8 protein-coding genes, 4 tRNA genes and 1 pseudogene are annotated in these 10,380 nt (G+C 57.4%); 8 read left to right on the forward strand and 5 right to left on the reverse strand.

From position 1 onward, the window contains the following. Positions 1 to 74 (reverse strand) — tRNA-His (locus tag Q2B33_RS20935). Positions 75 to 128: 54 nt separating this feature from the next. Further along, positions 129 to 202 (reverse strand) — tRNA-Arg (locus tag Q2B33_RS20940). A 278-nt stretch (positions 203 to 480) separates the two neighbouring features. On the opposite strand from Q2B33_RS20940, the gene Q2B33_RS20945 reads away from it, so the two are divergent. Together Q2B33_RS20945 and Q2B33_RS20950 are read left to right on the forward strand one after the other, a co-directional pair. After that, positions 481 to 1,893: an MATE family efflux transporter gene (locus tag Q2B33_RS20945; RefSeq protein WP_300572205.1), complete on the forward strand. Its 1,413-nt coding sequence runs from the start codon at positions 481 to 483 to the stop codon at positions 1,891 to 1,893. Positions 1,894 to 2,068: 175 nt separating this feature from the next. Beyond that, positions 2,069 to 2,150: transfer RNA gene (locus Q2B33_RS20950), tRNA-Leu, on the forward strand. A gap of 51 nt (positions 2,151 to 2,201) precedes the next feature. Here the strand turns inward: Q2B33_RS20950 and Q2B33_RS20955 are convergent. Next, positions 2,202 to 2,744 (reverse strand): Uma2 family endonuclease, encoded by a 543-nt coding sequence (locus Q2B33_RS20955; RefSeq protein ID WP_296472232.1) that lies wholly within the window; start codon positions 2,742 to 2,744, stop codon positions 2,202 to 2,204. Positions 2,745 to 2,787: 43 nt separating this feature from the next. Beyond that, a complete protein-coding gene (locus tag Q2B33_RS20960; RefSeq protein WP_296472231.1) occupies positions 2,788 to 3,282 on the reverse strand; it encodes a CYTH domain-containing protein in 495 nt (164 codons plus the stop codon). Between the two features lie 294 nt (positions 3,283 to 3,576). Between Q2B33_RS20960 and Q2B33_RS20965 the strand changes: the two genes are divergently transcribed. Both Q2B33_RS20965 and Q2B33_RS20970 read left to right on the forward strand, forming a co-directional pair. Beyond that, complete coding sequence (locus Q2B33_RS20965) at positions 3,577 to 4,155, forward strand: DJ-1 family glyoxalase III (RefSeq protein WP_300815814.1); 579 nt, start codon at positions 3,577 to 3,579, stop codon at positions 4,153 to 4,155. Between the two features lie 12 nt (positions 4,156 to 4,167). Next, positions 4,168 to 5,460 (forward strand): M18 family aminopeptidase, encoded by a 1,293-nt coding sequence (locus tag Q2B33_RS20970; protein WP_300572209.1) that lies wholly within the window; start codon positions 4,168 to 4,170, stop codon positions 5,458 to 5,460. Positions 5,461 to 5,548: 88 nt separating this feature from the next. On the opposite strand, the gene Q2B33_RS20975 is transcribed toward Q2B33_RS20970, so the two are convergent. After that, entirely contained in the window at positions 5,549 to 6,097 is a 549-nt protein-coding gene (locus Q2B33_RS20975; RefSeq protein WP_300572211.1) for a hypothetical protein, read from the reverse strand. 186 nt (positions 6,098 to 6,283) lie between these two features. Between Q2B33_RS20975 and Q2B33_RS20980 the strand changes: the two genes are divergently transcribed. From Q2B33_RS20980 to Q2B33_RS20995, 4 genes and pseudogenes are all read left to right on the forward strand, one after another. Continuing rightward, a tRNA-Leu gene (locus Q2B33_RS20980) sits at positions 6,284 to 6,367 on the forward strand. A gap of 89 nt (positions 6,368 to 6,456) precedes the next feature. Further along, on the forward strand, positions 6,457 to 8,319 hold the full coding sequence (locus tag Q2B33_RS20985) for a DUF6020 family protein (protein ID WP_300572213.1): 1,863 nt from the start codon (positions 6,457 to 6,459) through the stop codon (positions 8,317 to 8,319). Then, entirely contained in the window at positions 8,303 to 9,991 is a 1,689-nt protein-coding gene (locus Q2B33_RS20990) for a glycosyltransferase family 39 protein (RefSeq protein ID WP_300784639.1), read from the forward strand. The genes Q2B33_RS20985 and Q2B33_RS20990 overlap by 17 nt, the downstream gene beginning before the upstream one ends. 192 nt (positions 9,992 to 10,183) lie before the next feature. Then, a pseudogene (locus Q2B33_RS20995) lies at positions 10,184 to 10,380 on the forward strand (N-acetylmuramoyl-L-alanine amidase); the annotation flags it as partial.

Consider the following 10,380-nt stretch of genomic DNA (forward strand, 5'->3'; position numbering starts at 1 on the left):
GGTGGATAAAGGGATTCGAACCCTTGGCCTCCAGAGCCACAATCTGGCGCGCTAACCAACTGCGCTATACCCACCACATCTTTCATGGAACCCTTGCCCGTACCAACAGACGGCCTAAACGTCCCCAACGTGCCCGAAGGGATTCGAACCCCCGACCCACGGCTTAGAAGGCCGTTGCTCTATCCAGCTGAGCTACGGACACATGTCGGCTGTCACACTCAAACCAACGAATCATATTTTAACGTATATTCTTTCGTTTGTCAACAGTTTTATCTCATACTCGCCAAATTTTTTTCGAAATTTTTTCGGCAAATTTCCCTTAAAGTTCCGGGGAAGGAAAATTTGCGCTTGAAAACCGCGGAGCGGAGAGTTATAATAGTCGTCAGACCCATTCTGCAGTTCACATTAAATCCAACAGGATTCTGCGGGAAACCGTTTACCATGCCAAGAATCATTACAGAGGAAAGAGAGGATATACCTATGCAGAAAGAACAGAATACACAGCCGGAGAACAAGATGGGCGTCATGCCTGTGGACAGGCTCCTGCTGTCCATGTCCCTGCCCATGATGATCTCCATGCTGGTGCAGGCGCTCTACAACATCGTGGACAGCATCTTCGTGTCCCGGGTCAACGAATACGCCCTGCGGGCGGTGTCGCTGGCCTTTCCCATCCAGAGCCTGATGATTGCCGTGGGCGTGGGCACTGCGGTGGGTATCAACTCCTTCCTGTCCAGGACGCTGGGGGAGGGGGAGCTCGAGAAAGCCAACCGGATTGCCGTCAATGGCGTATTTATCGAATTCGTGGGCTTCCTGGTGTTCGCCCTGATCGGTATCTTTGTGAGCCGGCCTTTTTTCGCCAGCCAGACCTCCATTCAGGAGGTGCAAGACTATGGGACGGTTTACCTGACCATCTGCTGCACGGCCAGCGTCGGCATCTTCATGCAGATGGCTTTCGAGCGGCTGCTCCAGTCCACGGGCAAGACGATTTATGCCATGATTACCCAGGGGGCGGGAGCCGTCACGAACCTGATCCTGGATCCGATTCTGATATTCGGTCTGCTTGGTTTCCCGGCCATGGGCGTGGCAGGGGCAGCGGCGGCGACGGTCATCGGGCAGATAGTGGCAGCGGCGCTGGCCATCGTGTTCAACCTGAAATACAATAAGGAGCTGCGCATATCCTTTCGCGGATTTAAGCCCGATATGGGCCTGATCGGGAATATCTATAAGGTGGGCATCCCCTCCATCGTCATGCAGGCAATCGGCTCTGTGATGACCTATGGCATGAACCTGATCCTGGAGGCCTACGGCGTGGCCCAGACGGTGTTCGGCATCTATTTCAAGCTCCAGAGCTTCATCTTCATGCCCGTGTTCGGCCTGAACAATGGCCTGGTGCCCATCATCGCCTACAATTTCGGCGCCGGGAAGCGGGAGCGCGTGGTGAAGGCCATGAAGAGCAGCATCATCTATGCCGTGTGCATCATGCTGGCGGGGCTGGCGGCCATGGAGCTGTTCCCCGGGCAGCTGATAGGCATGTTCGATGCGGACGCGGCCTCCGCGGACCTTCTGGTGATAGGGATTCCGGCCCTACGGACAATCTGCCTGAGCTTTGTCTTTGCCGGGTACTGTATCGTGGTGGGCAGCGTGTTCCAGGCCCTGGGGAACGGCGTGTACAGCATGTGCGTCTCCATCGCAAGGCAGCTTTGCGTGCTGCTGCCGGTGGCGTGGCTGTTCTCCTTAAGCGGCAACGTGAACCTGATATGGTGGGCCTTCCCCATCGCCGAGCTGGTGAGCTTAGGCCTGAGCACCTTTTTCCTGGTGCGGATCAATAAACGGATCATCCGGCATATCGGGGAAAAGCATCCCGGAGAGGATGTTCCAGAGGCATCAAAGTAGCAAAAGCCATGGGGGAGAGCGCAGCTTTCTCAGGGCTTATGGGCAATCGAAAAATCCGGCGGAAAAACTGCCGCAAAAAAATCTCATGAGATGTAGGCGGCGGCTTGACAAGAGGCCCGGATAGTATGTATAATCGATATAGTTGCTGCAGGATTTCGGCCTACGGCAGCGCTATGCGGATATGGCGGAATTGGCAGACGCGCCAGATTTAGGTTCTGGTGTCCCCCGACGTGCAGGTTCAAGTCCTGTTATCCGCAGGAGACGAGGAAAGCCGCCCTTCCGGCCAAGGAGCAGGGCGGCTTGCTTTTTTATAAGAGGCTGGAAATATGGATGTTGAGATTCCCATAAATGCAAACGGGAATTTCATCATCAAAACGGTACTGACAAGTGGCTTTTTCATTCTCAAAGTCATATACATTGACGATGCGTGTGGTTGGGTTTATAATCCAGTATTCCCGAACGCCCGCAGTGCGATATTTAAAGAGTTTGATGCCGTAATCCATCTGCTGGGTTGAGGGTGATACGATTTCAATAATCCAATCGGGAGCTCCGTTGCATCCTTTGTCATTCAGCTTGTCTTTATCGCATATCACTGAAATGTCGGGTTCGACATAGTTTCGGTCATCTTCATTTAGGAAGACGGCGAATGGAGCAGGGAGGACTTCACAGTCTCCACCGTGATTTTTTATATACCGGTGGATAACAGCGGACAGCTCCATGACTAATTTCTGGTGCCTGAAATTCGGCGGGGCCATCATGTACAGATGGCCGTCGATCAGTTCTGCCCTCTGTCCCTCCGGCAGGGCGTAGATATCGTCTATCGTATAGATCCTTTCGTGTGCAAATGCCACCTGGCTCTCCTTTCTCCTTTCAGAATTCACTGCTGCCTGCGCCCTATGACTGCAGTGCCATATAGGAATTGTGGTATTCCTGGCGGTAGGTGACGTCCTCGTCGAACCAGGCCGGGGGCAGGAAGGATTCGGCGGCCTCCCTGCTTCCGAACTCCACCTCGGCCATGACCAGGGGCGCGAAGGGCGGGTCGAAGATGTCCAGCTCAATGGTCAGGGAATAGTCCGAAGGCGGACAGGGGATGCCGGGCCGCCCTCGGAAGCCCGGGTTGGGCAGGGGGATCAGGTACCGTTTCTTGGAGATGATCTTGCCGTCCGCCTTGCCGCGCAGATGGTAATAGGCTTCCCTGTTCAGGGGCAGATTGCTCTCCTCCCTGGCCATCATGCCGCTTCCCTTGTAGGTCAGGTAGTACTCGTCGTCCTCCTTGCGGACCCGCACCACGGGCGACGCATTCAAATAAGCCTGCTCGATATGGCGGAAGGGGTAGCTTTCCAGATCGGCGGGCAATTCCTTGATGGTGAATTTGCGCTCTATTTCCATAGTCTTTCCTTTCTCTCTGTCATTTTCCGAATCGGGCACAGCCTGGCGTCTATGGCGGCAGAGAATCATTTTGCCCGTAAATCGACGGAACTGTAACTTAATCATAACACATTTTCGAAAAATTCTAAAGCGCTAATTGAAATATTTGACAACAATGTGTATACTGAAAATAAATAATTTATACTGCATAACGCTGAATGCTGCCTAATGTAATCATGCGATTGAACCAGTCAGCGTTATGCAGTCTGGTTTCATGGCAAGTGAAAGCGTTAAGCAGTATAAATAAATAATCTTATGGAAGAGAGGTTGACGGAAATGAAAAAGATAGCGGTTTTCTTCGGGACAGGCTATGAGGAGATCGAGGCGCTGACAGTGGTGGACATCTGCCGCAGGTGCGGGCTGGAGGTGGAGACGGTGTCGGTGATGGAGCAGCAGGAGGTCACAGGCTCCCACGGCATCCCTGTCCGGATGGACAAAATGTACGGGGAGGCGGATTTTTCGGAGTATGACATGCTGGTGCTGCCTGGGGGCATGCCGGGCACGAAGCACCTGGAGGCCCACGGGGGGCTCATGGAGCAGGTGGACGCTTTTCATGCCGCGGGGAAATACATTGCGGCCATCTGCGCCGCCCCCAGCATCTTTGGGCACAGGGGAATCCTGAAGGGCAGGAGGGCCTGCTGTTACCCCGGCTTTGAGAGCCATCTGGAGGGCGCCCAGGTCACGGAGGGCCCGGTGGAGATTTCGGATCATGTGGTCACCTCACGGGGCATGGGGACGGCCATGGATTTCGCCCTGGCCATCGCAGGCATCTTCTGCGGCCCTGAGAAGGCCCGGGAGATGGCAGGGAATATCGTATACGGAAAGGCGGAGTGAGCGGGTGAGAATATGATGAAGGAATATCAAAAGTGCGCGAAGGAACTGCTGGAGTTCATCGAGAAGAGCCCTACCGCTTTCCAGACAGTGGCGAACCTGAAGGAAGTGTTCGCCGGACTGGGCTTCTGGGAGCTGAAGGAGACGGAGAAGTGGGAGACGGAACCCGGGCAGGGATATTATGTGACCAGGAACGATTCCTCCCTGATCGCTTTCCGCATGCCCCAGACGGACACGCCGAAGGGCTTCCACATCTCGGCAGCCCATGGGGATTCCCCTGCGTTCAAGGTGAAAGAGGCCCCGGAGATGGCCGTGGAGGCCGCCTATCTGAAGCTGAACACGGAAAAGTACGGCGGCATGATTCTGTCCACATGGCTGGACAGGCCCCTGTCCGTGGCGGGGCGGGTGATCGTAAGGGGAAAGGCGGGGATGGAGACCAGGCTGGTGAACATCGAGAAGGATCTGTGCGTGATCCCCAATGTGGCCATCCATATGAACCGCGAGATGAACAAGGGGGTGGAATATAATCCCCAGATGGATATGCTTCCTCTCTACGGGGAGTGCGGCAGCGCGAAAAAGAGCAGCCCCTTGCTGAGGCGCGTGGCAAAGGCCGTGGGCGTGAAGCAGGAGGATATCCTGGGCCACGACCTGTTCCTTTATGTCAGGGACAGGGGCAGGGTATTCGGGGAGGGAGGGGAGTTCCTGCTCTCCCCCAGGCTGGACGATCTGCAGTGCGTGTACGCCTCCGCCAAGGGGTTTGCGGAGAGCGCGCCGGTGGACTACATAAATGTCTGCGCCATATTCGACAACGAGGAGGTGGGGAGCGGCACCAAGCAGGGAGCGGATTCCACCTTCCTGGAGGATACGCTGTGGCGGATCGGGGAGGGCATGGGGCTTGACAGGGGCGGCGTCCTGCGCCTGATAGCGGACAGCTTCCTGATATCCGCGGACAATGCCCATGCGGTGCACCCCAACCACCCGGAGAAGGCGGATCCCACCAACCGGCCTTACCTGAACAGGGGGCTCGTCATCAAATTCCACGGAAGCCAGCGGTATGCCACGGACGGCGTGTCGGCGGCCAGGATGCGGAGCATCTGCGAGAAGGCCAAGGTGCCCTGCCAGGCCTATGCCAACCGCTCGGACATCCCCGGCGGCGGGACATTGGGCAATGTCTCCACCTCCCATGTGTCCCTGTCCACAGTGGACATCGGCCTGCCCCAGCTGGCCATGCACTCCGCGGTGGAGACTGCGGGAGTGAAGGACACGAAGTACGCCGTGGAGGCCTTCAAGGCGTTCTTTGGAGAATAATGCCCGGGGCCGGGGGATGCCGCGTTACCTGCGCTTGGCAGCGATGGGTGGAACAGGAGGTGGAGCGGGCGGTTCTGGCGATGCCGCATTACCTGCGGGTGGCAGCGATGTCCACGGAGAAGGTGTCGCCCGTGGTGTCGTCCTCAAAGGATTCCAGGTAGGAGACAGTGAACTCCGTGTCTCCGGCAGGCACCTCGAACAGGAGGAGCCCGGTGAGGCTTTCGCCTTTCTCCAGAGCGTACTCTGAGGGCAGAAGGGTCTCCCGGGCGGCCTCCGGAATTTCCAGGTCTTCGTAGGAAGTGATGGGATAGTCGTAGATTTGTTCCTCGCCGGCATTGTCGGCGTAGAGCACGACGAAGTCCCAGTCGAACATGGTGATGCCCTCCTGAAAGGTGTTCTTGACGGTGACCTCCGCCGCCAGCAGGTCGTAGCCCGGGGTGGGGATGTAGCCCTCATATCTGCTGCAGGTATAGGCTTCATTCAGGGTGAAGTCGAAAAAGTAAGTGCGCATGGTATCGCCTGCCGCGCCCTGGGCATAGCCCTCCTTGGGGAGGACGATGGAGCCGGAGGAGCCGCAGGCTGCCAGCAGCAGGGCCGAGAATGTGATGAGCAGGAGGGACGCGATCCGTTTCTTCATGATGATCTCCATTCCGCCGCCCTCTGGCGGGCGGCATATATCGTGCGATACTTGCTTTATATGTTAGGTATGTTAGCATATCTATAGAAGAAAGACAAGTGGAAAGACAGGCCGTGGAAGAAAATTCAAAAAAGGAATTGACTTTTTGCGCATATGGTGTTAATATATTTTTTGTGCAGTGCATATGCGGAAGTGTCGGAACTGGCAGACGAGCAAGACTAAGGATCTTGTGGCAGCAATGTCGTGTGGGTTCAAGTCCCATCTTCCGCATTGGATAGCGATAAGTCTTGCGAGAGCAGGGTTTATCGTTATTTTTGTTTTGAGGGCAGAATGGCCGTGGATAAGAGGGTAAGGGTGATATGGACATAAAAAGGCAGTGGAAGAGTGCAAAGATATGGCGGAGGGGAATCTGTGCGTTCGCGGGGACTTACGGGGTCTGCTATCTGTGGAGCATAGCGGGGATTATCCATGCGTCCTTTTCGGTGCTCAGCGCGCCTGTGATGCTCCTGCTGTTCGGGCTGCTGGGCCGGACGGAGAGGCAGCTGGGGGAGATGGCGGACAAAAGGCTGCTGTGGCGCAGGGTCAGGTATGGGGCCATGGTCAGCTTCCTGTTTTCCGTTGCCATGATCATGGGATACCAGCTTCAGAATTTCGGCATGACCGGAGCCGGAGTGAGGGGAAAGCTCCTGATCCTGCTGCGGGGCGGATGTCTGGGAATAGCCGTGTTCCCGTTTACAAATATGCTGTTTTCCGCTGCTGAGAGGATTCCTTTGCGGGGGCCGGTGCAGGAGGGGCAGGGAAAATGGAAATCCGGGAAGGTCTTCGGCATCAGCGCGGCCGCCGTATTTTTATGCCTGGTTCCGGTGTGGCTGGCCTATTATCCGGTCATCATGTCCTATGACTTCCACAGGCAGCTGGACGAGGCCTCGAAAGGGTTCACCTGGTTCTGGCCCTACCAGCCCATCGCCCACACATGGCTAATCTGGCTGTTCCTTCGGCTGGGGCGGCTCCTGGGGGACCTTCAGGCAGGGATGGCCTGTATGGCGCTGTTCCAGATGCTGGTCTATTCGCTGGCGGCGGGATATGCCTGCGCGTTCCTGTACCGTATCCTGCGCAGACCCTGGACAGTGGCGGCAGGGATCCTGTTCTTCGGCGTGTTCCCGCTGAATTCCGTGCTGGCGCTCTGCGCCACCAAGGATGTGCTGTTCGGCACATTTTTTCTGCTGTTCGTCCTGCTTCTGGGGGAATGCTTTTTCTTCAGCCGGGGGAAGCGGCGGATTGCGCTTTCCGTCCTGCTGGTGGCGGAGGGCTGCCTGATGATGCAGTTTCGCAACAACTGTATCTACGCAGTGGCGGCATTCGGCGTATGCTGGGTCCTGGCGGCGGGAAAGGAGAGGCTGCGGGTGCTCCTGCTGTGCGTCCTGCTGGTGGCGGGAGGGAAGGGGACCGAGAAGGCGATCAGGGCCGCTATCGGCACAGAGATGGAAATCGCGAAGGTGGAAATGTTCAGCGTGCCCATTCAGCAGTTCGCCAGGGTGGGATACTACCACGGGGAAGGGCTGGACGAGGAGACATGGCAGACGCTGAACCATTATGTCCCGCATGAATACTGGGCGAATTATTATCCCCCCATTTCGGACGGGGTGAAGGGGAATGTGGCGGTGACCACGTTCGGCGGGGCCTGGGAGGGGCATATGGGACAGCTGCTGGCGGACTGGTTCCGCCTGGGCATCCGCTATCCCAACGAATATCTGGACGCGTTCCTGGAGCTGACGAGAGGGTACTGGTTCCCGGACGACAGGTCGTATGCGGAATGCCTGGGATATGGCACGGAGGGGCGGCTGGGCACGGTCTACACCCAAAATATCGGCTTTCTGGAGGATGGCACGGAGATCCTCCATGAGTCGAAGCTCCCGTGGCTGGAAGAGCAGCTGGAAAAGGTCGTCAGCGGGAATGCGTATTACGACTGGCCGGTCATATCTTTGCTGTTCAAGAGCGCCTTCTACTTCTGGGCCCTTTTTCTGGTATGGCTTGCGTTCCTGTACCGGCGGCAGAGAAAGCAGGCTGTACTCTGCCTGTTTCCGCTGCTCTACATGGGGACGCTGCTGCTGGGGCCTGTGGTCCAGATGCGGTATGTATTTCCCTTCATCCAGTCGCTGCCTGTGCTGGCGGGGCTGCTTTTGATAAACGGGGAACGGGGGTCTTATGCTGATATTGAATGATGTGCTGTTCTGGGCAGGGGCGATCCTCAGCGTGATAAGCGCGTACAGGATGTGCCTGTCAGAAAGAAAGCAGGGCTATAAGGCCGTAGAACTGCATATTTCCCCGAGGGCCTTTCGGATCCTGCTGGCCCTGGCGGTGCTCACGGCGGTAGCTGTCAGGATTTACCGGTTCGGCCTGGTTCCGGGGGGCTTCAACCAGGACGGGGCCATGGCGGCGGTGGATGGGAAAGCGCTTGCGGAATACGGGACGGACCGGTTCGGGATGCGCCTTCCCGTGCATTTGACCGCGTGGGGCTATGGACAGATGAGCGCCCTGCTCTCCTACCTGATGGCTCCGTTTATCGGTCTGTTCGGCCTGTCAGCCTGTACGGCCAGGCTGCCGCTGCTGCTCGTCAGCCTGGCAGGGCTTGGCTGTTTGTACGGATTCGTCAGGGACGCCTTTGGCAAAAATGCGGCGTTGATTGTGCTCTGGTTCGCGGCGATCAACCCGTGGCATATCCTCCAGAGCCGCTGGGCGCTGGACTGCAATCTGTATTCCCACTTTTTCATGGCGGGGGTGTTCCTGCTGAACAGGGCCTTCCTGGGAGGGAAGCGGCGGCGATATCTGCTGGCGTCCATGGCGGCGTTCGGGCTGTGCATGTACTGCTACGGGGTCTCCATCTACACGATGCCGGTGTTCCTGCTGGCTTCCTGCATCTATCTGCTGGCGTCCGGGAAGGTGTCCCCGGCGGATGTGCTGCTGTCGGCTGCGGTCTATCTGCTGGTGGCATGGCCTTTTATCGCTGTCATGGCCATCAACTTCTTCCGGTGGGATACGGTGGAGACGCCCCTGTTCACGCTGCCCTTTTTCCCGGACAGCGTGCGCTCCGGCGACATCCTGTTCTTCTCGCCGGACATCCTTTCCCAGCTGGGGGAGAATATCAGGGCGCTGCTTCGGGTCACGGTCCTGCAGGGCAAGGACCTGCCGTGGAATGACGTGCAGGATTTCGGGACGATGTATCTTTTTTCCGCCCCTTTCGCCGCCCTGGGGCTATTCGGGCTGTGGCGCAGGCTGCGGGGGGAGACGGGCGCGGCCATCCTGGGCATCTTCCTGGGAACCGGCATTTGGTGCGGGATTGCCACCAATACCGTCAATGTGAACCGCTTGAACATCATCTATTATCCGATCATGATTCTGACGGGATACGGCATCTATGAGGTCGTCCGCAGCATACGCCTGCCGCAGCTGAAGCTCGGCATGGCCACAGCCTACGCGGGGGCGTTCCTCCTGTTCGTGAACATGTACTTCACCGGCTATGCGGAGGAGATGGAGGGGCATTTCCGCAGGGATTTCGGGGAAGCGGTCTCCTCCCTGAAAGGGAGCGGAGCGGAGAAGTTCTATATCACGGTGGGCACAGGGCAGCACACAGCGCTCACCGAAATCCTGACTTTGTTCTGGTGCGATGTGGACGCGGCGTATTTTCAGGGGAAGAGCGTGCCGGAGGGCGGGCTGCCCTACCGGGAAAGGTATATCTATCATGAGATATATGACATTGCCGTTGACTTCGCGGAAGACGCTGTCTATGTCATCGTGGCTGAGGAGCTGCCCCTTTTCGACGGGGACCGGTATGCCTTCCGGCAGTTCGGCCGGTACTATGTGGTCACGAGGAAGGGGGACGGCGGCGGGTCATAGCGTTAAGCAGGGCCGCTTACCCTGCCGGGACAGGGCATCCACGGGACTCCATGAGGCGCTGCGGAGCCTGCCGGAGCCTGACGTAAAAGGGCAGGCAGCGGAGCCTGGAACCGGGCAGGGAATAAGGACATATAATGATAGGGAGCTACGGGCTCCCTGTTTTTAATGTCGATATACAGAAAGGAGCAGACTATGAGAATTAACGTACATGCCGGGCACAATGCGGACGGAAGGACGGCCTGTGGAGCCATAGGCTTCATCAGGGAGTCCACCGAGGCCAGGAGGGTGAAGGACGCGGTGGCCTGGATGCTGCGGCAGCAGGGACATACGGTGTATGACTGCACGGTGGACGATGCGGCAGGGGTATCTGCAAATCTCCGGGAGATTGT

The sequence above is a fragment of the uncultured Acetatifactor sp. genome, from assembly GCF_948601915.1.
GTDB lineage: Bacteria > Bacillota > Clostridia > Lachnospirales > Lachnospiraceae > Acetatifactor.